Origin of the sequence: Paracoccus sp. pheM1 (assembly GCF_018499825.1) — a bacterium.
GTDB classification, from domain to species: Bacteria; Pseudomonadota; Alphaproteobacteria; order Rhodobacterales; family Rhodobacteraceae; genus Paracoccus; species Paracoccus versutus.
On sequence record NZ_JAGXCX010000002.1, the window covers coordinates 220213 to 244521 of the forward strand.

Consider the following 24309-nt stretch of genomic DNA (forward strand, 5'->3'; position numbering starts at 1 on the left):
CTGCTGACGGGGAAGATCACCTTCTGACCCCTGATCCGGCGGCGGCGGATGCGGCCCTTGCCGGCCGCCTCCGCCAGGCTTTTCCGAACCGTCGTCCCTTGCGGCCCCGAACAGAAGGCCAGGGGCGACAGCCCGGCCCGGACCATGGTGGCCGGGATCGTTTCCGGGTCCGGCCGAGCGGACGCATGGGAACCCGCAAGCGCCCCTGTCTGCGGATCTGGCTTTGCAGGGCGTGGCTGTTGGCCTGGTAATGGCGGCTGATCGGTCATGAGCAGGGCGATTTCTGGCTGGACCGCTATGAGCGGCGCAAGACCGTGCTTTACGGCGTGGTCGAGGCCGACGTCGGCGATGCCGGCACGCTGAGCGCCGGTTACGACTTCCAGCGCAACCGCACCCGCAACCACCAGTTCGGCGGGCTGCCGTTGATCGCCGATGACGGCTCGCAGCTGGATTACGATACCAGCACGAATGCCGGCGGCGGCAACCTGCCGCTGACCCAGACCACGCAGACCCTGTTCCTGCGCTATGCCCAGGACTTCGGCACCGGCTGGCAGGCGGTGGGCGAGTTGTCCTTCTACAGGGCCGAGCGCGAGGGCTACCTGGCCTCGGCCAGCTGGGGCTCGCCCGATCCGCAGGGCTATGGCGTGCAGACCGTGGGCGGCTATGCCGATACCGATACCGACCAGGCCGCGCTGTCGCTGACCGCCTCGGGCCCGGTCGAGCTGTGGGGTCGCAGCCACGACCTGCGCTTCGGCATCACCGGCAGCTGGGGCAAGGACAACCACAAGGCCTATTCGGCCTTCGACGGGACCGAGATCGACTATCAGCCGATCACCGGCTCGATCTTCGACTGGAACGGGCATGTGCCGAACCTGGTCCAGCAAGCCGGCTATGTCAGCTATGTCAGCGATACCAAGATCGACCAGGTCGCGGCATACGGCTCGGGCCGCTTCGGCCTGGCCGACCGGCTGGACCTGATCGCCGGCGCGCGGGTGGTCTGGTATGACTACGACTATGCCACCGACAGCCGCAGCAGCGGCACGGTCACGCATCAGCAGATCAGCCGCAACGGCGAATGGATCCCCTATGCCGGGCTGACCTATGACCTGAACGACGCCTGGTCGGTCTATGCCAGCTATACGCGGGTCTTCAAGCAGGCCAGCTATCACGACAAGGACAACCGGATCGTCGCGCCGACCACGGGCTCGAACTACGAGCTGGGCACCAAGGCCAGCTTTGCCGGCGACCGGCTGAACCTTGCGGCGGCGATCTATCTGCTGGAACAGGACAACCTGCCGGTCCGCGACCGCAGCGTGACCTATCAGCTGCCTGACGGCTCGAACCCCTACAAGTCCATCGACGGCACCCGCAGCAAGGGCTTCGAGATGGAACTGGCGGGCGAGGTCCGGCCGAATATCCAGCTTGCGGCAAGCTATGCCTGGACCGATGCCGAGGACGGCGACGGCCAGCGCATCTCGACCGTCACGCCGCGCCATTCGATCAAGCTGTCGGGGGTCTATGCCTTCGAGACGATGCCCCTGACCCTGGGCGCCAGCCTGCGCTGGCAAAGCGCCATCGAGAATACCTGGGTCTGGCCCGTCACCGGCACCGCGCGGCAGGGCTCCTATGCGGTCGTCGGACTGATGGGGCGCTATGACTTCCAGAACGGCATGAGCGCCAGCCTGAACATCGAGAACCTGTTCGACCGCAAATACCTCGCCTCGATCGACGAGACCTATGCGACCGGCAATTACGGCGCCCCGCGCAATGCCACGCTGAGCCTGGATTGCCGGTTCTGAGCAAGGCTGCTGGGCCTGGCCGGCGTCGGGCAAGACCCGGGGCGGGTGCGTTCGCGCCCGCCCATTGCGCTCAACAGGGGCTGTCGGGGAAATAGAACCCCTCGGCATTGGCTTTGGTGATCAGCGGGCTGTCCAGGACATGGCGGCCGCGGATCGGCGACTGCGTGGCATAGCGCATCGCGGTGATCTCGATGGCCGGGGCGATCAGGGTCGGCGGATAGAAGATATTGGCGTCGATCAGCTTGTCGCCGTCCATGATCATCTTGATCACCCGGTTCATGCCCGAACCGCCCAGCAGCACCATACCCTCCTCGCGCCCGGCCTGTTCTATCGCTGCACGGGCCCCCGAGTGCTGCATCGTCGTCGCCGGCCCAGACGCCGTCGATTTGCGGCAAAGCGGGTCAGGTAGTCCTGCATGACCTCGAAGGGCTTGCCGGGTTCCAGTTGGCATATTGCATGTCGAGGATCTCGATCCCCGAACTCTCCAGCGTCTTCTGGAAGGCTTCGATGCGGATAGTGTCGATGGCGGTCGGGATGCCGCGCATCACCACGATCTTGCCGCCGTCAGCGAGTTTCGACTTGAAATATTCCGCGGCGACCACGCCGGATTGCGGGTTGTTGCCGCCGACATAAAGGTCTTCGACGCCTTGCCCGCGCCGAGCGTCAGGTTGATGCCTTTCAGCACCCTGTTCGGGCCATAGGCATGTGCAATTCTATCCAGCCGAAGCGGGTTCGGCTGCATGTGAAATCCTCCACCGCAACAGAAACGCCGATCCATGAGATATTGCAATAGTTGTTGCGATCAAGGTCGATCCGCGTTTTCTATTGCCGCAGAGGGCAGGGAATCACCTCGAGGAGGAAGTCGATGTCAAAGAATGCCAACCTTGCGGGGGCCTTTCCCGCCATGGGCCGGAAGCTGCGCCTTGGGGTCGTGGGCGGCGGCGCGGGTGCGTTCATCGGGCAGGTCCATGCGCGGGGTGCGCGGCTGTCGGATCGCTGGCAGATCGTCGCCGGGGCGCTGTCCTCGCGCCCCGAGGTCGCGCTGGCATCGGGCCGCGACTGGGGGCTCGATCCAGATCGAAGCTATACTGACTGGCGCGAGATGGCGCGGGCCGAGGCGGCGCGGCCGGACGGTATCGACGCTGTGGCGATCACCGTCCCGAACCATCTGCATTTCCCGGTTGCCATGGCTTTCATGGATGCGGGCATCGACGTGATCTGCGACAAGCCGCTGGTCAATACGCTGGACGAGGCGCGGGCGCTGATCGGCAGGCAGCGCGAAACCGGGTTGATCTTCGGCGTGACCTATTCCTTCGCGGCCCATGCGATGGTGCGGCAGGCCCGGCAGATGGTGCGGGAAGGTGCCATCGGCAGGGTCACGCAGATCCATGCCGAGTATTTCCAGGAAATGGCGCTGCTGCCCGCCGATGCCGCCTGGTCCGGCACGCCCTGGCGGCAGGATCCCGCCAAGGTGGGGGGTGCCGCGACTACGGCGGACATCGGCACCCACGCCCATCATCTGGCCGAGTTCGTATCCGGCCTGCGCATGACCGATCTGCGGGCCGAGTTTCACCGGCTGGGGGCCGATCAGCCGCTGGAGGATACCGCCTTCATGACCTGCCGCTTCCAGGGCGGCGTGCCCGGCACCCTGCTGGTCTCGCAGGCGGCGGCGGGGGCCAGTTGCGGGCTGCGCATCCGCATCTCGGGGACCGAGGGCACGCTGGAATGGGATCAGGAGAACCCGGAATACCTGCAGCACCGCCCCTTCAATGCACCGCATATCCGCATTTCGCGCGGGCATGGCGCCGGGATGCTGTCGGATGCCGCGCGCTTCGTCCACATGCCGCGCGGCCATCCCGAAGCGCTTTCGGACGCCTGGGGCAATCTCTACGAGGAATTCGCCATCGCCATCGAGGCCCGCCGCGAAGGGCGCGATCTGCCGGACGGGCTGCTGGCCTATCCGGGGCTGGAGGAGGGCGCTGCGGGCGTTGCCTTCATCCAGGCCGCGATCCGCTCGAATGCCGAAGGCGGGGCGTGGATATCCTGCGCCTTCGACGCCTGACGGAAGAACACAAGCAGGAGGAACCACATGAAACGACTGATGATCACCACCGCTTTCGCGATGACCGCATTCGGTGCGCAGGCGCAGGAAATCGGCGTCGCGATGGCGCAATTCGACAACAATTTCCTGACCATCCTGCGTCAGGGCATCGAAGAAGCGGGCCACGCCGAGGGCGTTACCCTGCAATTCGAGGATGCGCAAAACGACGTGCCTCGGCAGTTGAGCCAGATCCAGAATTTCATCTCGTCCGGGGTCGATGCGATCATCGTGGTCGCGGTGGATTCCGATGCGATCACCCAGATGGACAAGATGGCGAACGATGCCGGCATTCCCATCGTCAATATCAATCGCGAGCCGCCGAATGTAGAGAGCCTCGGGCCGCTGGAAGCCTTCGTCGGCTCGCGTGAGGTCGATGCAGGCACGATCCAGGCGACCGAGGCTTGCCGCCTCGTCAAGGAAAAGATCGGGGACGGCGCGGCAAACGGCGTCATCCTGGCGGGCGACCTGTTCATCCAGGCCGGCCGCGTGCGGACCGAGACGGTGCAGGACTTCGTCAAGACGCCCGGCTGCGATTTCGTGAAGATCGAGGACATGCAGGTCGCCGACTGGTCGCGCAGCAAGGCGTCGGATCTGGTCTCGAATTGGCTGACCGCCGGGCTGACGCCGGACGTGATCTTTGCCAACAACGACGAAATGGCCATCGGTGCTGCGCAGGCGTTGAAGGCCGCTATGGTCGACCCCGAGGATGTCGTCGTGGCCGGCATCGACGCGACGCCGGACGCGCTGATGGCGCTGAAGGCTGGCGACATCGACCTGACCGTATTCCAGGACGCGGCGGGGCAGGGGCGCAAGGGGCTGGAGGTCGCCGCCGCCATGGCGCGGGGTGAGGAACTGGCAGAGCGCGCCGTCTATATCCCGTTCGAACTCGTGACTCCCGAGAATGTCGATGACTACCTGGCGCGCTGAAACCGGCCATCTCGCCATGCGGAGGGATTGCAGATGAGCCTGGCCGTTGGCGTGATCGGCGCCGGTGTCATGGGCGGGTTTCATGCCCGCCTGTTCGCCGATGAGATTTCGGGGGCGCGGCTGGTTGCGGTTTCCGACCCCGATCCGGGCCGGGCAGGCGCATCTGCATATGGCGCGCAGGTCTTTGCCGAAGGACTGCCGCTGATCGAAAGCGACGTGGTCGAGGCGGTGTTGGTTGCCGCCCCGGATACCGCCCACCATGACCTGGTCATGGCGGCGATACGCCTGGGCAAACCCGTGCTCTGCGAGAAGCCTCTGGCATCGACGGTCGCGCAATGCCGCGAGATCGTCGAGGCCGATGCGGGCCGCAATCTGGTCAGCGTCGGCTTCATGCGCCGCTTCGATCCCGCCTATCGCGAAATGAAAGCCGCCTTGGACGCGGGCCGGATCGGCGCGCCCTTGCTGATACATTGCCTGCATCGCAATCGCGAGGCGCCGCGTTGGTTCGACGGCTCGATGATCGTTACCAACGCCATGGTGCATGAGATCGACATCTGCCGCTGGTTGCTGGACACCGAATATACGTCGGCAAGCCTGACGCAGGTTGGCGATGCCGGCGACATGCTGCTGGCCGAATTGCACACGGATCGCGGGGCGGTCGTCTCGGTCGAGATGTTCATGAACGCCGCCTATGGCTACCACGTCCATGCCGAGATCGTCGGTCGCGAGGGGACGGTGGCCATGGCCGAACCGGCGCAGGTGCGATTGCGGCGCGGCGGTGCGATGCAGGTCGGATATTCGCCCGACTGGATCGGGCGCTTTGCCGACAGCTATCGCTTGCAGGATCAGGCCTGGGTGCGGGCATGCCGTTCCGGCCGGCCCTGCGAGGACATGGCGACGGCCTGCGACGGTCTTCTGGCGACCGGCTATTGCCAGCAGTTGGTCGAGCATCTGCCAGCAGGCGGGGGGCCGCTGGCGCCTCGCATGTAAACATGCGCAAGAGAGCGTTTGTTGCCGTATTCCGTATCTGCAATTTTTATTGCAATCGCGTTGCAGAGGGGCTATGGTCAATGTCGAGGCAGGGAATCCCTGCCTCGCGGAGGCCAGGGGCAAGATGCGGGACGCGCATCGCTCACGGTTCTCGGGCATGGCGGGAGGTCGTCATCAAGTCGGAATGGATGCGGCGGAACAGCGGTTCCGCCAACGGCTTGATATTGCCTTGTCGCATCGAGGTTTTGGCTTCGTCCGACGCGAGAAGATCGGACGGAGGTAACAGGAGGAGGAAAGACCCACATGATCAAGAAACTCGCGACGGCCACCGCATTCTGTGCGCTGATGGCAGGCACGGTTCAGGCCGAGACCATCGGCGTTGCGATGTCGCTCTTCGACGACAACTACCTGACCGTGCTGCGTCAGAACATCCAGCGCCACGCCGGCGATCTGGGCGTCACCGTGCAGATGGAGGATGCCCAGGGCGACATCGCCCGCCAGCAGTCCCAGATCGAGAATTTCGTCGCCTCGGGCGTGGACGGCATCATCGTGATGCTGGTCGACGCCGATTCCGGCCAGGCCATGTCGCGCATCGCCGACCGGGCGGGCGTGCCGCTGGTCTTCGTCAACATGCTGCCGGCCAACATGGACGAGTTCCCGGAAAAGCAGGCCTGGGTCGGCTCGGACGAAGAGCAGGCGGGCGAGTTGCAGGCGACCGAGATGTGCAAGCTGATGGGCGGCGAGGGGGATGCCGTCATCCTGATGGGCCAGCTTGGCACCACCGGGCAGCGCGGGCGCACCGCGGCGGTCGAACGCGTGCTGCAGTCGGATGAATGCAAGGGCATCAACGTACTCGACTCGCAATCCGCGAACTGGATGCGAACCCCGGCGCTGGACCTGATGACCAACTGGCTGACCTCGGGGATGCAGCCCGACGCCGTGTTCTCGAACAATGACGAGATGGCGCTTGGTGCGGTTCAGGCGCTCAAGGCATCGGGGATCTCGATGGACGATGTGATCGTCGGCGGCGTCGATGCCACGCAGGACGCGCTGGCGGCGCTGGAGGCGGGGGATCTGGACGTCACCGTCTATCAATCCGCCAAGGGCCAGGGCGAGGGTGCGCTGGACACCGTCCTGAAGATCGCCCGCGGCGAGGCGTTCGAGCCGCGCGTGGCCGTTCCCTTCGAGCTGGTCACGCCCGAGAACGTCGCGGAATACAAGACCCAGAACTGATCCGGGCGGGCATTCGGTCGCGCACCGGATGCCCGGACCTCAATCCGGGGGCCGCGTCCCCTGACAGTCTTTCGGGGGGAAGATGGTTTCGAAGACCACACTGGAGGCGATCGAACGCTACAAGGAAAAGAGCCTGCCCTATATCCTTGAAATCGAGGGTATTCGGAAGGAGTTTCCCGGCGTGGTGGCGCTGGATGACGTGCAGTTCCGGCTGCGGCCGGGCTCGGTTCACGCGCTGATGGGCGAGAACGGCGCAGGCAAGTCCACGCTGATGAAGATCATCGCCGGCATCTATACGCCCGACCGCGGCACCATCCGCCTGCGCGGCGAGGAGGTCGTTCTGGCCAGCCCGCTCGATGCGCTGGAACAGGGCATCGCGATGATCCATCAGGAACTGGCGCTGATGGACTGGATGACGGTCGCCGAAAACATCTGGATCCGGCGCGAGCCGAAAAATGCGCTCGGCCTGATCGACCACCGCAAGATGACCGAGATGACCCGGGAATTGTTCGCGCAACTTCGGCTCAAGATCGATCCGACCGCGCAGATCAGCACCCTGACCGTCGCGCAGCGGCAGATGGTCGAGATCGCCAAGGCGGTCAGCCATCGTTCCCAGGTGCTGATCATGGACGAACCGACCTCGGCGATCACCGAAACCGAGGTCGACCACCTGTTCGAGATCATCCGCGACCTGAAGGCGCGCGGCGTGGCCATCGTCTACATCACCCACAAGATGAACGAGCTGTTCGAGATCGCCGACGAGTTCTCGGTTTTCCGCGACGGCAAGTATGTCGGCACCCATGCCAGCACCGACGTGACCCGCGACGACATCATCCGCATGATGGTCGGCCGCGAGATCACCGAGATGTTCCCCAAGGAAGAGGCTGAAATCGGCGAGGTGATCCTGTCGGTCGAGAACCTCTCGCTGCCGGGCACCTTCCACGGCATCACCTTCGATCTGCGCCGCGGCGAGATCCTCGGGCTGGCCGGCCTGGTGGGCTCGGGCCGCTCGAACGTGGCAGAGGCGCTCTTCGGTGTGACGCCGGCCACCGAGGGCAAGATCCGCATCGCCGGCCGCGATGTCCCCATCGCATCACCCGCCGACGCCATGCGCGAGGGAATGGCGCTGCTGACCGAGGACCGCAAGGCGACGGGCTGCTTCCTGCCGCTGACGATCCTAGAAAACATGCAGATCGCAGCCTTGCATGAAGGCCATGTCAAGCTGGGCTGCGTCGACGAGCGGGGGATGACCAATCTCTGCCTCGGGATGAAGGACAAGCTGCGGATCAAGACCCCGAACCTCGATGAGCGGATCGAGAACCTGTCGGGCGGCAACCAGCAGAAGGTCCTGATCGCGCGCTGGCTGCTGACCAAGCCGCAGATCCTGATCCTGGACGAGCCGACCCGCGGCATCGACGTCGGCGCCAAGGCCGAGATCCACCGGCTGATCTCGGGCCTGGCGCGGCAGGGGGTCGCGGTCATCATGATCTCGTCCGAATTGCCCGAGGTTCTGGGCATGTCCGACCGGATCATGGTCATGCACGAGGGCCATATGACCGGCATCCTGGACCGGGCCGAGGCGACCCAGGTGAAAATCATGGAACTGGCGGCCCGCTGAGGCCCGCGCGGCGCCCGGCGCCCGAGGAGGAACATTATCATGGACAATGTGCAGATCGAACCCGTCAAGCGACAGCGCCGAGGGCTGCCGCAGGAGCTGAACATCCTGCTGGTGCTGGTCGCCGTCGCGCTGGTCTTCGAGATCCTGGGCTGGATCTTCCAGGGCCAGAGCTTCCTGATGAACACCCGTCGCCTGACGATCATGATCCTGCAGGTTTCGGTCGTGGGCATCATCGCCATCGGCGTCACGCAGGTCATCATCACCGGCGGCATCGACCTGTCGTCCGGCTCGGTCGTCGCCATGACGGCGATGATCACCATGAGCGTGGCGCAGTCGGGCGATTACGCGCGGGCCATGTATCCGGCGCTGACGGACCTGCCGGTCATCGTGCCGCTGGCCGTCGGGCTTGGGCTTGGGCTGATCGCAGGCATGATCAACGGCGCGCTGATCGCGCTGACCGGGATTCCGCCCTTCATCGCCACGCTGGGCATGATGGTGACGGCGCGCGGCATCGCCAAATGGTATACCAAGGGCCAGCCGATCAGCTTCCCCACCGACAGCTTCGCCGCGATCGGATCGGGCGCCTGGCCGGTCTTCATCTTCCTGGCGGTGGCGCTGATCTTCCATATCGCCCTGCGCTATACGCGCTATGGCAAGTTCACCTATGCCATCGGCGCCAACCCGCAGGCGGCGCGCGTCTCGGGCATCAACGTGCAGCGCCATCTGATCAAGGTCTATGCCATCGCCGGGCTGCTGGCGGGGCTGGCCGGCATCGTCACGGCCGCCCGCGCCGAGACCGCGCAGGCCGGCATGGGCATGATGTATGAGCTTGACGCCATCGCCGCGGCCGTGATCGGGGGCACCTCGCTCAGCGGGGGGCGCGGGCGGATCTTCGGCACGGTGATCGGCACGCTGATCCTGGGGCTGATGATGTCGGGCTTCACCTTCCTGCGGGTCGATGCCTTCTACCAGGAAATCGTCAAGGGCGTGATCATCGTCGCCGCCGTCGTGGCCGATACCTTCCGCCAGAACGCCCGCAGCAAGAAAGCCTGACCTTCCCCCAGGCTTTGGGCCCGGAGCATCTCGCTCCGGGCCTTTTTCATGGATACCGCCATGCATTGGACCATCTTCGCATCGCCGACCGAACTGGCCGTGACCGCGCTGGCCGTCGTCCTGGTCGGTCTTTCCAAAGGCGGCCTTGGCGGCATGAGCCTGCTCGGCGTGCCGCTCATGGCCCTGGTCATGCCCCCGGTCACGGCGGCGGAGATCCTGCTGCCGGTGCTGGTGGTGATGGATGTGGTCAGCGTGGCAAGCTGGCGGGCTTGGGTCGATTGGCAGATCATGCGTCGGATCATGCCCGGAGCGGTCGCAGGCATCGGGATCGGCTGGGCCAGCGCCGAACTGGTCTCGGACTCGGCGGTTCGCCTGGTCGTGGGACTGGTTTCGCTGGCCTTCGTGGCACGTGCGCTTGTCGGAGCGGGGCAGGGCGCCGCGCTTGCCGGCGCGCGTCCGGCTGCCGCCCGCTTCTGGGGCGGGCTGGCCGGCTATACCAGCTTCGTCGCCCATGCCGGAGCGCCACCCCTTCAGATCTACATGATGCCGCTGCGGCTGGATCCGAAGCTCTTCACCGGCACCACGGTGATGTTCTTTGCCGTGACCAATGCGCTGAAGCTGGTCCCCTATGCCGCGCTGGGGGAGTTCGGTTCCGATAACCTGGCCCGCGCCGCAGCCATGCTGCCGCTGGCGATAGGGGCGACCTGGCTCGGGGGCTGGGTGGTTCGCCACATGCGCGCCAGCATCTTCTATCCCTTCACCTATGCCTCGGTGGCGCTGGTCGGGGTCAAGCTGGCCTGGGACGGGCTGGCCGGGCTCTAGGTCCCGGTCACGGTCGGGATGCGCGGATCCTCGTCATTGTGCTGCACGCGGGCAGCGACGGCCACCACCAGCGCCTGCGCCAGGCACATCGGCGCGGCCAGCGAGCGCGAGAAGGTGTAATCGTGCTCGGGCACCGGGAACAGCACCCGCGCCCAACGCGCCAGGGGCGACAGCGTGCTGTCCGAGATGGCGATGATATCGATCCCCTTCTGCCCCGCTTCCTCGACCACGTTCACCACCTCGTTGGCATAAAAGCGGAACGAGACCGCCAGCAGAACGTCGGTCTTGCGAATGGTGCGGCCGATATGCGTGGCCAGCCCGCCACCGGGGTCCAAGAGCACGCAGCGCTTGCCCAGCATGGTCAGCACATAGCGCAGAAGCTCCACCACCGGCGACGAGCGCAGCTGGCCGATCAGGTAGATGATGTCCGCACGGTCCAGCAGGTCGGCGGCCAGCGCCAGGTCCTCGGGATTCACCTCGTCCAGCAATTGCTGAAGCGAGGCGATGTCGCGCACCACCAGGTCGCGCAGGAAGCCGATCTCGGTCGGGTCGCCCGCGCCCTTCAGCTCGGTTTCCAGCGCCTTGACGCGGGCCTCGAAACCCGGCGCGGCGGTGGCCAGGCGCTTCTGGAACAGCGCCTGCAATTCCTTGAAGCCCTTGTAGCCCAGGGATTGCGCGAAGCGCACGAAGCTCGAGGCGTGAATGCCGCAGCGCTCGGCGATGGCATTCACCGAATGGACGGCCACCTCGTTGGGGTTCTGGGTCAGGTAGACGGCGATGCGCTGATAGGTCTTGCTCATCTGATCGTGGCGATCATGGATGATGCGGATCAGCTCTTCGTAATCCTGCGGCGGGTGGCTTGTTGGCATGGCGTTCCTCTGCCGCCAAGTCTGCAATAATTATTGCAGGGTGCCAAGCCCTCTTTCTTCCTATTCGATCTCTATCATGAGGTCTTTTGCGTCGATCTGTTCACCTGGCCTGACGTGGAGGGTCTTGATCAGGCCGGCTCTGTCGGCGTGGATGGCGGTTTCCATCTTCATCGCCTCGATGGTCAGCAGCAGGTCGCCGGGGTTGACCTTCTGCCCCTGCGTCACCGCGACCGAGGCGACGACGCCGGGCATGGGGGCGCCGAGATGGCCCTCGTTCGTCGGATCGGCCTTGGGACGGGCGGCGGTCTGCGCCTTCACCAGCCGGTTCGGCACCCGGATCACCCGGGGCTGGCCGTTCAGCTCGAAGAAGACCTTGACCTCGCCCTTCTCGTCGGTCTCGCCCACGGTCTGCAGCCGGATCTCCAGCGTCTTGCCGGGGTCGATCTCGGCCTCGATCTCCTCGCCCGGCTCCATGCCGTAGAAGAAGGCCCGCGTCGGCAGAACCCGCACCGGGCCGTATTGCCGGTGCCGGCCCATGTAGTCCAAAAACACCTTGGGATACATCAGGTAGCCGTTCAGGTCCTCGTCGTCGACCGCCTTGCCTTCCAGCTGGCGGACCAGCTCGGCGCGGGCGGCCGCGATGTCGACCGGCGGCATGGCCGCGCCGGGGCGGGCGGTCAGCGGCGCCTCGCCCTTCAGCACCTTCCCTTGCAAGGCCTCGGGCCAGCCGCCGGGGGGCTGGCCCAGGTTGCCGCGCATCATGTCGACCACCGAATCGGGGAAGGCGACCTCGACCGCCGGGTCCTCGACCTGCGCCCGCGAAAGCCCCTGCGCCACCATCACCAGCGCCATGTCGCCCACCACCTTGGAACTGGGCGTGACCTTGACGATGTCGCCGAACATCCGGTTCACCTCGGCATAGGCCTGGGCGACCTCGTGCCAGCGCTCCTCGAGCCCGAGCGAGCGCGCCTGCGCCTTGAGGTTGGTGAACTGGCCGCCGGGCATCTCGTGCAGCCAGACCTCCGAGGCCGGGGCCTGCAAGCCGCTCTCGAAGGCGGCGTAATGCTCGCGCACCGCCTCCCAGTAGTTCGAGATCCGGCGGATCGCCTCGATGTCCAGCCCGGTGTCGCGGTCGGTGTGGCGCAGCGCCTCGACCACCGAGCCCAGGCAGGGCTGCGAGGTATTGCCCGAGAGCGCATCCATGGCGCAATCCACCGCATCCACCCCGGCCTCGGCCGCGGCCAGGATCGAGGCACCGCTGAGCCCGCCGGTGTCATGGGTGTGGAAATGCACCGGCAGGCCGATCTCTTGCTTCAGCGCGCGGACCAGGATGGCGGCCGAGGCGGGCTTCAAGAGCCCGGCCATGTCCTTGAGGCCAAGGATATGCGCGCCGGCATCGCTGAGCTCGCGCGCCATCCTGAGGTAATATTGCAGGTCGTATTTCGCGCGCGCGGGATCGAGCAGGTCGCCGGTATAGCAGATCGTGCCCTCGCAGATCTTGCCGCTCTCGATCACCGCATCCATGGCGACGCGCATGTTCGGGGTCCAGTTCAGGCTGTCGAAGACCCGGAACACGTCGACCCCGGTCCTGGCCGCCTGGGCGACGAAGCTTTGCACCACGTTGTCGGGATAGTTGGTGTAGCCGACGCCGTTGCTGGCCCGCAGCAGCATCTGCGTCATCAGGTTCGGCATGCGGGCGCGGATGTCGCGCAGCCGCTGCCAGGGGCATTCCTGCAGGAAGCGATAGGCGACGTCGAAGGTCGCCCCGCCCCAGCATTCGACCGAGAACAGGCCGGGCAGGTTCGCGGCGTAAGAGGGCGCCACCCGGATCATGTCGATCGAGCGCATGCGCGTGGCCAGCAGCGACTGGTGCCCGTCGCGCATCGAGGTGTCGGTGATCAAGAGCCGCCTCTCGCCCAGCATCCAGTCGGCGACGGCCTTGGCGCCCTTTTGCTCCAGCAGCTGGCGGGTGCCGGGGGCGGGCTCGGCCGCCGGATCGGCCTGGGGCCGGGGCGGCACCGGGATGCGGGCCTCGGCCGGCGGGCGGGGGCGGCCGGCGGTCTCGGGATGGCCGTTCACGGTGATGTCGGCCAGGTAGACCAAGAGCTTCGTCGCCCGGTCGCGGCGCTTGCGGAACGCGAACAGGTCCGGCGTGGTGTCGATGAACTTGGTGGTATAGGTGTCGTCGAGGAAGGTCGGGTGCTTCAAGAGGTTGATGACGAATTCGATGTTCGTCGCCACGCCGCGCACCCGGAACTCGCGCAGCGCCCGGTCCATGCGCGCGATGGCCTTTTCCGGGGTCTGGGCATGGGCCGTGACCTTGACCAGCAGGCTGTCGTAATAGCGGGTGATGACGCCGCCGGAATAGGCGGTGCCGCCGTCCAGGCGAATGCCGTTGCCGGTGGCCGAGCGATAGGCGGTGATGCGGCCGTAGTCGGGGATGAAGCTGTTCAGCGGATCCTCGGTCGTGACCCGGCATTGCAGGGCGTGGCCGTTCAGGTGCACGTCCTCCTGCCGGGCGACGCCGGTGGCCTGCGCCAGCGTCGCGCCCTCGGCGACCAAGATCTGGGACTGCGCGATGTCGATGCCGGTGACCTCCTCGGTCACGGTATGCTCGACCTGGACGCGCGGGTTCACCTCGATGAAGTAGAAGGCCTGGCTGTCCATATCCATCAGGAACTCGACGGTGCCGGCGTTCCGGTAGCCGACGGCGCGGCCGATCTTCAGCGCCAGGCCGCAGACTTCCTGGCGCTGTGCCTCGGTCAGGTAGGGCGCCGGGGCGCGCTCGACCACCTTCTGGTTGCGCCGCTGCACGGTGCAGTCGCGCTCATAGAGATGGTAGAGCCCGCCATGGCTGTCGCCCAAGAGCTGCACCTCGACATGGCGGGCGCGCAGGATCATCTTTTCCAGGTAGCCCTCGCCGTTGCCGAAGGCGGCCTCGGCCTCGCGCCGTCCCTCGCGCACCTTCTCGGGCAGCTCCTCGGGGGTCATGATCGGGCGCATGCCGCGCCCGCCGCCGCCCCAGCTGGCTTTCAGCATCAGGGGATAGCCGATCCCGGCCGCCTCGCGCCTGATCGCGTCGAAATCCTCGCCCAGCACCGCGGTCGCCGGGATCACCGGCACCCCGGCCGCGATGGCCACGCGCCGGGCGCTGGCCTTGTCGCCGAGCGCGCGCATGGTGTCCGAGGAAGGCCCGATGAAGGCGATGCCGGCGGCCTGGCAGGCATCGACGAAATCGGGGTTCTCGCTGAGCAGCCCATAGCCCGGATGGATCGCATCGGCGCCGGATTCCCTGGCCACCCGGATGATCTCGGCGATGCTGAGATAGGCCGCCACCGGCCCCAGCCCGCCGCCGATGCGGTAGGCCTCGTCCGCCTTGAAGCGGTGCAGGCTCAGCTTGTCTTCCTCGGCATAGACCGCGACCGTCTTCTTGCCCAACTCGTTCGCAGCCCGCATCACGCGGATCGCTATCTCACCACGGTTCGCAATAAGAATCTTTCGGAACATGCAGAGCCCTTTCGAAAGGTGGGTGCCCGGCGCGCAGCCGGGCACCCGGGGGGAAGGGGCGAGGAGCGCCCCAGCCGATGCCGCGGGAGGGAGGCGGCAGCGGATTCTCAGGCCGTGACGGCCATCCACTGCCGCGTTGCGGAGGAGCGCTGGATCGTCTCGACCAGCCGCTGGATACGCAGACCGGCCGCGAAGCCGAAAGGCTCGGGGATCTCGCCGGCGATGGCGCGCAGATAGCCCTCGATCTCGATGGCCTTCAGGTCGTTGAAGCCGATCTGATGGCCGGGGGCGACGCAGAAGCGGCCATAGGGCGGGTGGTCGGGGCTCGCCTCGATGCGGCGGAAGCCGCGCCGGCCGGGTGCATCGGCGGTCGAGTAGAAATGCAGCTCGTTGAAGCGTTCCTGGCTGAAGGCCAGCGCGCCCTTGGTGCCATGGACCTCGAAATCATGCTGCATCTTGCGGCCGGTGGCGATCCAGTTGCCCTCGACCGAGCCTTGCGCGCCATTCGCGAAGCGCAGGAAGGCGCGGCCGACATCGTCCACGGTCACGGCACGCATGCCGCCCTGGCCGTCGGGGCGCTGGTCGATCATCGTGATGCAATCGCCCATCACCTGGGTGATCGGACCCAGCAGGAATTCGGCCGTGGCCAGCGCATGGCTGCCGATATCGGCCAGCGCGCCGCCACCTGCCGGATCGTGGCGGAAGGTCCAGGGGCCGTCGGCATCGGCCATGTAATCCTCGGCATGCAGCCCGCGATAGCCGCGGATCTCGCCCAGTTCGCCCGCCGCGATCATCTCGCGCGCAAGCCGCAGCATCGGGTTGCAGAGATAGTTGAAGCCGACCTGGGTCTTGACGCCTTTGGCCGCCGCCGCATCCGCCATCTGGCGCGCATCCGAGGCCATCGGCGCCAGCGGTTTTTCGCAATAGACGTGCTTGCCGGCGGAAATGGCGGCCAGGGCCATTTCCTTGTGCAGCGCATTCGGCGCGGTGATGTCGATCACGTCGATCTGGGGGTTTTCGACCATGCTGCGCCAGTCGGCGGTGGCATGGGCGAAGCCGAAATCGGCGGCGGCACGGGCGGCGGCGTCCTCGGTGACGTCGGCGACCGTGTGCAGTTCCAGAAGGTAAGGCAGGTCGAAGACCTTCTGCGCGCTGGCGAAGCCGAAGACATGGGCCTTGCCCATGAATCCGGTGCCGATCAGGCCGATACGCAGGACGGGTTTGTCAGACATGGACAGGATCCGGTTTGAAATGACGTTGCACTCAGCCGCCATCCAGATGGCGGACGAGACGGTTGATTGACGGGATTTCGGCACGGCTGTGCGGTGGTGTCCCATTGCGCGGCGGTGCTGGAAGATACTGCTCCAGGCGCCGTGGCAGGTCCGATATGAATGCGGCACCGCCGTAGCGGAGAACCGTCGCCTGCCCGACGACGGCTCCGAAAGTCGCAAGTCGGCGGTGCATCGTCTCAAGCATGGGCGAAAGCCGCATTGACGATGAGGCCGCGGTCGAGCGTGCCGTCCAGATAGTCGATCGCGTTCTGGATCGAGGCGATGGCCATGCGTTCGCCGCATTCGGCGGTCAGCCCGGCGATATGGGGCGACAGCACCGCGGTCGGCTGGTCGAACAAGGGCGAACCGCAGGGCGGCTCGTCGTCGAAGACATCGACCCCGGCAGCGCCGACCTGGCCCGAGGCCAGCGCCTCGGCCAGCGCCGCCTCGTCCACCACGCCGCCGCGCGCCGTATTGGCAAGGACGACACCCGGCTTCATCAGCGCGATCTCCCTTGCCCCCAGCACCGGCTTGTCGGCCCTGGGCACATGGATCGAGATGCAATCGGCCCAGGCCAGCCCCTCGTCCAGGTCGGCGATCTCTGCCACCGGACCTTCGGGCCAGCCCTTGCGCGAGAGACAGGGGTCGTGGGCGCGGACCGTCATCTCGAACCCGGCGGCCATGCGCGCAAGGCGCTGCCCGGTGCGGCCATAGCCGATGATCAGCAGGTTCTTGCCCGAGATTTCCTGCTGTTCCAGCCGGTTGCGCCAGCCCCATTGGCCGGGCTCGCGCACCGCGCGGTCGGCCAGCAGCACGCGCTTGGCCCCGGCCAGCAATTGCATCATCGCATGTTCGGCGACCGAGATCGAATTCACGTCGCCGACGATGGTCAGGGCAATGCCGCGTTCGTTCAGCGCGGCGAGATCGACGGCATCGTAGCCGACGCCGTGGCGCGAGACGACCTTCAGCCTCTCGGCCAGCGCCACGGTGGCGGCGGACAGCGGCTGGGTGCGGATCACAAGCGCATCGGCCTTGTGGATCAGCGGCGCGTAGGAGGGTTCCGAGATTTCCTCGACATAATCCACGGTGATGCCGCGGGCGGGGAGTTCGCGCAGCAGCGCCTCTCCCGCGGGATGCAGCTTTCCGGCAACAAGAAGATGCGGCATCAATAGGCTCCTTTCGTGGCGGAGGCGGGGGCGGAGGCGGGGGCGGAGCCGGTCAGGTCGCGCCAGGTCGCGACCGAGGCACTGGCCGCGCCGGCCAGCAGGCGGGTGTCGCCGCCGACCGTGGTCAGGTCGAACCCCCAGCCGATGGCTTTCGCGGCATATTCCGGCGTGCCGCAATGCAGGCAGGCACGGATGCCATTCGCCTTGCAGGCGTCCTTGATGCGTTGAAGCAGCGCGATCATCTCGGGCTCTTCGCGGTCGAAGCCGGGGGGCAGGCGGCCTTCCTGGGTGCCCAGCGTCAGGTCCGCGGGGCCGACATAGATGCCGTCGAGACCGGGGGTCGCCGCGATGGCGTCCAGGTTGTCCATGCCCTGCTGCGTCTCGACCATCGCCAGCGCGAGCACCTGCTCGTTCGCCGCCACGCCATAGCCGCCATAGGCGAAGGTGGCGCGGGTCGGGCCGAAGCTGCGCTGGCCATGCGGCGGATAGCGCATGTAGCTGACGAATTCCGCCGCCTCCTGGGCCGAGTTGACCATCGGGCAGATGATGCCCTGCGCGCCGGCGTCCAGCGCCTTCATGATCGCGCCCGGCTCGCGCCAGGGCACGCGGACCATCGGCGTCACGCCGGATGCCCGCATCGCCTGCAGCATGGGCAGCACGGCGCTGTAGTCCAGCGCGCCGTGCTGGGCGTCGATGGTGATGCTGTCATAGCCCTGCGCCGCCATGATCTCGGCGGTCAGCGGGTTGCCGATGGACAGCCAGCCGTTGATCGCGGGGCGGCCCTCGGCCCAGTGTTGTTTCAGCTTGTTGGTGAACATCGCGTTTCCTCCCCTCAGAACACGATCTGCGCCAGCTTGGTGTCGAGGTAGTCCTCGATCCCTTCGATGCCGCCTTCGCGGCCCATGCCGGAGTGGTTGGTGCCGCCGAAGGGCGCCTCGGATGCGGCCAGCGCAAAGCTGTTGATGCCGACCATGCCGGCCTTCAGCCCCGCCGCCATGCGCCGCGCCCGGTCGGGCGAGCGGGTGAAGGCGTAGGCGGACAGGCCCATGTCCGACGCGTTGGCGCGGGCGATCACCTCGTCCTCGGTCGAGAAGCGGGTGATGGCGGCGATGGGGCCGAAGTTCTCCTCGGCAAAGACCTTCATGTCGTCGGCGACATCGGTCAGCACGGTTGGCTCGAAGAAGAAGCCGCTGTTCAGATGCGCCGGGCGCTTGCCGCCATGGGCAAGCGTCGCGCCGTTGCGAAGGGCGTCGGCGACGATGGATTCAATCTCGGCCAGTCGTCCGCCATTGATCAGCGGACCCATGCCGGTTTCGGGGTCCAGCCCGTCGCCCAGCTTGATCTGCGCCGTGCGCGAAACGAAGCCCTCGACGAAGGCGTCGTGCAGGCCGTCATGGACGAAGATCCGGTCCGGGGTCACGCAGACCTGCCCGCAATTGGCGAACTTGGTCGGCACGGTCAGGTCCAGCGCGGCTTCCAGATCGGCGTCGTCATGGATGATCAGCGGCGCGTTGCCGCCAAGCTCCATCGAGACCTTCTTCACCGTATCGGCAGCGTCTCGGATCATCTGCTGGCCGACGCGGGTCGAGCCGGTCAGGCTGACCTTGCGCACCCGGCTGTCCGCCATGATCGGCGCATAGGTATTAGCGGTCGAGCCGACGACAAGGTTCACCGCGCCGTCGGGCAGTCCCGCCGCACGCAGGCAATCCACCATCACCATCGCCACGCCCGGCGTCTGCGAGGACGGGCGCAGCACCACCGGGCAGCCGGCGGCCAGCGCCGGGGCCAGCTTGCGGGCGGGCAGGGCGGCGGGGAAGTTCCAGGCGGTAAAGGCCCCGACGACGCCCACCGGCTCGCGCGTCACCTCGAACCGGCCGCCGGGGACGCGGCTGTCGACGATGCGGCCATAGATGCGGCGCGCCTCCTCGGCGAACCAGCGGAACTGGTCGCAGGCAAGGGTCCATTCCCGGCCGGCCTGGGCGATGGGCTTGCCGGTCTCGGCCGAGATCATCCGCGCGGCCTCATCCGCGCGGCGGATCATCTCGTCCGCGGCCTTGTGCAGGGCTCCCGCGCGGCCGAAGCCACCCATCTCGCGCAGCTTGGGCAGGGCGCGTGCGGCAGCATCCAGTGCCGCCTGCGTGTCCTCGGCGGTGGCAAGGGCCACCCGACCCAGCGGTTTTTCCGTGACCGGAGACATGACCTCTCCGCTGACGGTGCCGGGGGACCAGCGACCGTCGATGAACAGTCCGAATTGCGAATACATGGCTTATGCGATTTCCCTGGTTGCGACCGTGCGGCCCTCGGCGGCGGAACGGATCGCGGCCTCGGCCAGCAGCAGCGCCTGCCTGCCGTCCTCGAACCCGACAGGCACCGGCTTGCCTTGTTCGATGGCATCGACGAAGGCGCCGATCTCGGCCGCGAAGGCATCCGCATAGCGGTCGATGAAGAAATTCTTCAGCGGTGCGGCCCGGTCGGTGAATTCCGCGCCATAGAGCCGCACCTGATCCAGCGTCCGGTTTTCCGAAATCGCCATGCCGGCGCTGCCGAAGGCCTCGACGCGCTGGTCGTAGCCATAGACGGCACGGCGCGAGTTGGTGATGATTGCCTGCTTGCCCGATTCGGTCTTCAGGACAACGGTGACGGTGTCGTAATCGTCGCAGCGCTGCATCAGGGCCGGGTCGACCAGGCGCGAGCCGGTGGCGCTGACCTCGGTCACTTCCTCGCCCAGGATGAAGCGGGCCATGTCGAAATCATGGATGGTCATGTCGCGGAAGATGCCGCCCGAGGCCTCGATATAGGCGTCGGGCGCCATGCCCGGATCGCGCGAGGTGATCGTGACTTGATGCAACTCGCCGATCCGGCCCGATTCGATGGCGTGCCGGACCCCGGCATGGCCACTGTCGAAGCGGCGCACGAAGCCCAGCATGATCGGCAGGCCGGTGCCGGCAATTTTCGTTGCGCAGGCATTTACCCGGTCCAGCGACAGGTCGATGGGCTTTTCGCACAGGATCGCCTTGCCCGCCGCGACCGACTGCTCGATCAGATCGGCATGGGTGGCGGTCGAGCTGGCGATCAGCACCGCATCCACCTCGGCCGAGGCCAGCGCCGCCTCGACCGAATCGAATTGCGGCACGCCCAGGTGGGCTGCGACTTCGGCGGCTGCGGGGGCATGGATGTCATAGACGCCTGCCAGCCGGGCGCGCGGATGGGCGGCGATGTTTTCGGCATGCATGCGGCCGATGCGGCCGGTGCCGAGGACGGCGATTCCTGTCATGGGTTCCTCCCGAAATTCGTTTCGCAATAATCATTGCAGAACTATTGCATTGTCAATCATCATTCCGTATCGTTCGGAAAACACCATCCGCAGGAGGAGGCGAGATGCCACGCAAGACCGTGCGCCTGACCATGGCCCAGGCCCTTGTTCGTTACCTTTGCAACCAGTTCACCGAGATCGAGGGCGCGCGGGTCCCGCTGTTCGCGGGCGTCTTCGGCATCTTCGGCCATGGCAACGTGACCTGCCTCTCCGAGGCCCTGGAGCAGGTGCAGGACCAACTGCCGACCTGGCGCGGCCAGAACGAACAGTCCATGGCGCTGGCCGCCATCGGCTTCGCCAAGGCCAAGCGTCGCCGGCAACTGATGGTGGCCGCGACCTCGATCGGGCCGGGGGCGCTGAACATGGTGACGGCGGCGGGCGTCGCCATGGCGAACCGGCTGCCGGTGCTGCTGATCGCCGGCGACACCTTCGCGAATCGCCTGCCCGATCCTGTGCTGCAGCAGGTCGAGCATTTCGGCGACCCGACCATCACCGCGAACGATGCCTTCAAATCGGTCGTGCGCTACTGGGACCGCATCACGCTGCCCGAACAGCTGATCCAGTCGCTGCCGCAGGCGGTGGCGACCATGCTGGACCCCGCCGATTGCGGCCCGGCCTTCATCGGGCTGGCGCAGGACACGCAGGAACTGGCCTATGATTACCCCGAGGTTTTCTTTGAACCGCGCGTCTGGTCGATTCCGCGCCCGCGTCCCGACCGCGACGCGGTCGCGGCGGCGGCCGAACTGCTGAAAACGGCATCGAGGCCGCTGATCATCTCGGGCGGCGGTGTGCGCTATTCGCTGGCCGAGGACGCCTTGGCGGATTTCGCCGCCAAGCGCGGCATCCCGGTGGTCGAGACCATCGCCGGCAAGGGCGCGCTGACCCATGACCATCCGGTCCATGCCGGGCCCATCGGCATCGTCGGCTCGACCTCGGCCAATGCGCTGGCGAAAGAGGCCGACGTGATCCTGGCCATCGGCACCCGGCTGCAGGATTTCACCACCGGCTCCTGGACAGCCTTCGCCGAGGATGCGCGGTTCATCTCGGTCAACGCGGCGCGCTTCGATGCCGTCAAGCATCGGTCGCTGGCGGTGGTCGGCGATGCGCTGGAAACCATCGGCGAGCTGGATGCGGCGCTTGGCGATTACGCGGCCGATGCCGGGCTGATGAAGCGCGCCAAGACCCTGTTCGCCGAATGGAACAAGCTGCTGGACGACCATCAGGCGCCGACCAACGAACTGGTGCCGTCCTATGCGCAGGTCGTGGGCGTGCTGAACAAGGTCGCCGGGCCGAACGACACGCTGATCGCCGCGGCGGGCGGCACGCCGGGCGAAGTGACCAAGGGCTGGCGGGTCAAGAACCCGAACACCTTCGACTGCGAATTCGGCTTTTCCTGCATGGGCTACGAGATCGCGGCCGGCTGGGGCTGCGCCATGGCGCAGGAGGGGCCGGGCGCGATCGGCGGCACGCCCATCGTCATGCTGGGCGATGGCACCTACATGATGATGAACTCGGACATCTATTCGGCGGCGCTGACCGGGCACAAGATGGTCGTGGTGGTCTGCGACAACGGCGGCTTCGCGGTCATCAACCGGCTGCAGCAGGCCAAGGGCGTGCCGGGCTTCAACAACCTGCTGGCCGATTGCCGGATCCGGAACCGCGACAACCCGCTGCATGTCGATTTCGTGAAACATGCCGAGGCGATGGGCGCCCGCGCCGTCAAGGCCGAAAGCCTGGCCGATCTGGAGGGCGCGATGCGGGATGCGCTGGCCCATGACGGGGTGACGGTGGTCTCGATCGTCTCGGATGCCTGGAAATGGGTGCCGGGGGATGCGGATTGGGACGTCGGCGTGCCCGAGATCTCGAATTTCGAAACCGTCCGCGCCGCCCGTGCGGCGCAGGAAAAGATCCGCGAAGCGCAGCGCCTGGGTGTGTAAATGAAAGCGAAACTTGGCATCGCGCCGATCGCGTGGTGGAACGACGACCTGGCCGAACTGTCCGATGACGTCAGCCTGGAGGAATGCCTGCGGCAGGCGTCAGAGGCCGGCTTCACCGGCATGGAGACCGGCCGGCGCTTTCCGATGGACATGGCCGAACTGGGGCCGATCCTCGACCGTTTCGGCATCTCGGTCTGCGGCGGCTGGTTCTCGGGCCTGCTGCTGGACGGCGATATCGAGGTGGAAAAGGACCGCATCGCGCAGCAGATGGCGTTCTTCATCGCCGCCGGCGCGCCCTGCATCGTCTATGGCGAAACCGCACGCTCCATCCAGGGTGTGCGTTCCGCGCCGCTGGCTACCAAGCCGAAGCTGACCGAGGCCGAGATGGCCGCCTATGGTCGCAGGATCAGCGATTTCGCTGATTGGTGCGCGGGGCAGGGGATGCCGATTTCCTACCACCACCACATGGCGGCTGCGGTCGAGACCGAGGCAGAGCTCGACCTGCTGATGAAGCATTCCTCGGTGCCCCTGCTGTTCGATGCGGGCCACATGGCCTTTGCCGGCGGCGACGTGATGCGGGTGATCGAGAACCACCATGCCCGCATCAGCCATGTCCATACCAAGGACATCCGCCGCACGGTCGTGGACGGGCTGGACCGGACGCGCGAAAGCTTCCTCGATGCCGTCATCAAGGGCGCCTTCACCGTTCCGGGCGATGGCTCGCTGGATTTCGAGGCCATCGTCAAGGCATTGGCGGCCAAGGGCTACGAGGGCTGGTTCGTGGTCGAGGCCGAGCAGGATCCCGTCGCCAATCCCCCGCTGGAGATGGCGAAAAAGGGGCACAAGGAGCTGCTGCGCGTGATGGCGGCGGCAGGCTATGAGGTGGTGAAATGAACCGCATCGATGGAAAGATCGCCGTCGTCACCGGCGGCACGCAGGGGCTTGGCGCGGCCATCGCGCGGCTCTTTGCCGAAGCGGGCGCGGCAGGCATCGTGATCGTCGGCCGAGGCGTCGACAAGGGCCGAAAGGTCGCGACCGAAATCACGGCTGCGACCGGCGTTCCGGTCGAGATGGTCGCCGCCGACCTGGGCAGGATCGAGGATGTGCAGGCCATCATCCCCGCCGCCGACAAGCGCTTCGGCCGCGTGGACATTCTGGTCAACGCCGCCGGCCTGACCGACCGGGGCAATATGCTGAACACCACGCCGGAACTCTTCGACCGCATGTTTGCGGTCAACACCCGCGCGCCGTTCTTCCTGATGCAGGACGCGGCCAAGGTGATGACCCGCGAGGGGATCGAGGGTCGCATCGTCAATATCGGCTCGATGTCCGCGCTTGTCGGGCAACCCTTTCTCGCACCCTATGCGGGTTCCAAGGGGGCGCTGGCGACGCTGACCCGTCATGCCGGTTTCGCGCTGATGCGCCATCGCATCCACGTCAACCAGCTGGACATCGGCTGGATGAACTCGGACCACGAACGCGCGCTGGTGCTGTCGGAGACGGGCGATCCCGATTTCATCGACCGCGCGGCGGCGCAGAAGCCCTTTGGCCGCATCCTCGACCCGAAGGAAGTCGCGCGCGCCGTCCTGTGGATGGCGTCCGACGACAGCGGCATGATGACCGGGGCGGTGATCCCCTTCGACCAGTCCGTCCATGGCGGCTATGACGACGCGCCGGTCCCGGCGGCCAAACTGGAGGCATGA

The 24309-nt window shown here is 66.5% G+C and carries 20 protein-coding genes; 11 read left to right on the top strand and 9 right to left on the bottom strand.

Annotated features, from left to right (window positions below; translation table 11 throughout):
• The first annotated feature begins 314 nt into the window (after positions 1-314).
• Positions 315-1799, top strand: coding sequence for a TonB-dependent receptor (locus tag KF941_RS15190; RefSeq protein ID WP_346428998.1), 1485 nt, complete (start codon positions 315-317; stop codon positions 1797-1799).
• Between the two features lie 70 nt (positions 1800-1869).
• Here the strand turns inward: KF941_RS15190 and KF941_RS15195 are convergent, their stop codons facing one another.
• Entirely contained in the window at positions 1870-2157 is a 288-nt protein-coding gene (locus KF941_RS15195) for a hypothetical protein (protein ID WP_214273834.1), read from the bottom strand.
• Positions 2158-2200: 43 nt separating this feature from the next.
• A complete protein-coding gene (locus tag KF941_RS15200; protein WP_214273835.1) occupies positions 2201-2401 on the bottom strand; it encodes a hypothetical protein in 201 nt (66 codons plus the stop codon).
• A 263-nt stretch (positions 2402-2664) separates the two neighbouring features.
• Between KF941_RS15200 and KF941_RS15205 the strand changes: the two genes are divergently transcribed.
• The 7 genes from KF941_RS15205 (at position 2665) to KF941_RS15235 (ending at position 10543) form a co-directional block, all read left to right on the top strand.
• Entirely contained in the window at positions 2665-3861 is a 1197-nt protein-coding gene (locus KF941_RS15205) for a Gfo/Idh/MocA family oxidoreductase (protein ID WP_214273836.1), read from the top strand.
• Between the two features lie 27 nt (positions 3862-3888).
• Positions 3889-4827, top strand: a complete 939-nt coding sequence (locus KF941_RS15210) for a sugar ABC transporter substrate-binding protein (protein WP_214273837.1) — start codon at positions 3889-3891, stop codon at positions 4825-4827.
• 33 nt (positions 4828-4860) lie between these two features.
• Entirely contained in the window at positions 4861-5817 is a 957-nt protein-coding gene (locus KF941_RS15215; RefSeq protein ID WP_214273838.1) for a Gfo/Idh/MocA family oxidoreductase, read from the top strand.
• Positions 5818-6120: 303 nt separating this feature from the next.
• Positions 6121-7050 carry a sugar ABC transporter substrate-binding protein gene (locus tag KF941_RS15220; protein ID WP_114535936.1) on the top strand — a complete coding sequence of 310 codons (930 nt, stop codon included), beginning with the start codon at positions 6121-6123 and terminating at the stop codon, positions 7048-7050.
• 82 nt (positions 7051-7132) lie between these two features.
• Entirely contained in the window at positions 7133-8668 is a 1536-nt protein-coding gene (locus tag KF941_RS15225) for a sugar ABC transporter ATP-binding protein (protein WP_214273839.1), read from the top strand.
• Between the two features lie 39 nt (positions 8669-8707).
• Entirely contained in the window at positions 8708-9721 is a 1014-nt protein-coding gene (locus tag KF941_RS15230) for an ABC transporter permease (protein ID WP_116220966.1), read from the top strand.
• A 60-nt stretch (positions 9722-9781) separates the two neighbouring features.
• On the top strand, positions 9782-10543 hold the full coding sequence (locus tag KF941_RS15235) for a sulfite exporter TauE/SafE family protein (protein WP_240540442.1): 762 nt from the start codon (positions 9782-9784) through the stop codon (positions 10541-10543).
• Here KF941_RS15235 and KF941_RS15240 read toward each other — a convergent pair.
• The 7 genes from KF941_RS15240 to iolG all read right to left on the bottom strand — a co-directional run bounded on the left by KF941_RS15240 (position 10540) and on the right by iolG (position 20630).
• On the bottom strand, positions 10540-11412 hold the full coding sequence (locus tag KF941_RS15240; RefSeq protein ID WP_036757890.1) for a MurR/RpiR family transcriptional regulator: 873 nt from the start codon (positions 11410-11412) through the stop codon (positions 10540-10542). The genes KF941_RS15235 and KF941_RS15240 overlap by 4 nt on opposite strands.
• A 60-nt stretch (positions 11413-11472) precedes the next feature.
• Positions 11473-14919 carry a pyruvate carboxylase gene (locus KF941_RS15245; protein WP_214273841.1) on the bottom strand — a complete coding sequence of 1149 codons (3447 nt, stop codon included), beginning with the start codon at positions 14917-14919 and terminating at the stop codon, positions 11473-11475.
• Positions 14920-15026: 107 nt separating this feature from the next.
• Complete coding sequence (locus KF941_RS15250) at positions 15027-16151, bottom strand: Gfo/Idh/MocA family oxidoreductase (RefSeq protein WP_214273842.1); 1125 nt, start codon at positions 16149-16151, stop codon at positions 15027-15029.
• 236 nt (positions 16152-16387) lie between these two features.
• Positions 16388-17356: a hydroxyacid dehydrogenase gene (locus tag KF941_RS15255; RefSeq protein ID WP_214273843.1), complete on the bottom strand. Its 969-nt coding sequence runs from the start codon at positions 17354-17356 to the stop codon at positions 16388-16390.
• Positions 17356-18174, bottom strand: a complete 819-nt coding sequence (locus KF941_RS15260; protein ID WP_214273844.1) for an aldolase/citrate lyase family protein — start codon at positions 18172-18174, stop codon at positions 17356-17358. The genes KF941_RS15255 and KF941_RS15260 overlap by 1 nt, the downstream gene beginning before the upstream one ends.
• Before the next feature lie 14 nt (positions 18175-18188).
• Positions 18189-19619, bottom strand: a complete 1431-nt coding sequence (locus KF941_RS15265; protein WP_214273845.1) for an NAD-dependent succinate-semialdehyde dehydrogenase — start codon at positions 19617-19619, stop codon at positions 18189-18191.
• 3 nt (positions 19620-19622) lie between these two features.
• Complete coding sequence (iolG, locus tag KF941_RS15270) at positions 19623-20630, bottom strand: inositol 2-dehydrogenase (protein WP_214273846.1); 1008 nt, start codon at positions 20628-20630, stop codon at positions 19623-19625.
• A gap of 104 nt (positions 20631-20734) precedes the next feature.
• Here iolG and iolD point away from each other — a divergent pair, with 104 nt between their 5' ends.
• Genes iolD through KF941_RS15285 form a run of 3 tightly spaced genes read left to right on the top strand, consistent with a single transcriptional unit; the run spans position 20735 to position 24309 of the window.
• Positions 20735-22606: a 3D-(3,5/4)-trihydroxycyclohexane-1,2-dione acylhydrolase (decyclizing) gene (iolD, locus tag KF941_RS15275; protein ID WP_214273847.1), complete on the top strand. Its 1872-nt coding sequence runs from the start codon at positions 20735-20737 to the stop codon at positions 22604-22606.
• Positions 22607-23500 carry a myo-inosose-2 dehydratase gene (gene iolE / locus KF941_RS15280; protein WP_214273848.1) on the top strand — a complete coding sequence of 298 codons (894 nt, stop codon included), beginning with the start codon at positions 22607-22609 and terminating at the stop codon, positions 23498-23500. It abuts the gene before it with no gap.
• Positions 23497-24309: an SDR family oxidoreductase gene (locus tag KF941_RS15285; RefSeq protein ID WP_214273849.1), complete on the top strand. Its 813-nt coding sequence runs from the start codon at positions 23497-23499 to the stop codon at positions 24307-24309. Before iolE ends, KF941_RS15285 begins: the two co-directional genes overlap by 4 nt.